Genomic DNA, 255 nt, shown 5'->3' with positions numbered 1-255 from the left:
CCTTCGTACTCCTCCGTTACTCTTTAGGAGGAGACCGCCCCAGTCAAACTACCCACCATACACTGTCCTCGATCCGGATAACGGACCTGAGTTAGAACCTCAAAGTTGCCAGGGTGGTATTTCAAGGTTGGCTCCACGCAGACTGGCGTCCACGCTTCAAAGCCTCCCACCTATCCTACACAAGCAAATTCAAAGTCCAGTGCAAAGCTATAGTAAAGGTTCACGGGGTCTTTCCGTCTAGCCGCGGATACACTG

Annotated in this window: 1 rRNA gene; it reads right to left on the bottom strand. The window is 52.2% G+C overall.

Going from position 1 to position 255, the window contains the following annotated elements:
- Nucleotides 1-255, bottom strand: a 23S ribosomal RNA gene (locus tag AACY45_RS29030); the annotation flags it as partial.

It is taken from the genome of Pseudomonas sp. RA_35y_Pfl2_P32 (genome assembly GCF_963970735.1).
Taxonomy (GTDB): domain Bacteria; phylum Pseudomonadota; class Gammaproteobacteria; order Pseudomonadales; family Pseudomonadaceae; genus Aquipseudomonas.
The sequence above is the reverse complement of the archived record's forward strand: the minus strand, read 5'-3'. Positions and strand labels throughout refer to the sequence as shown.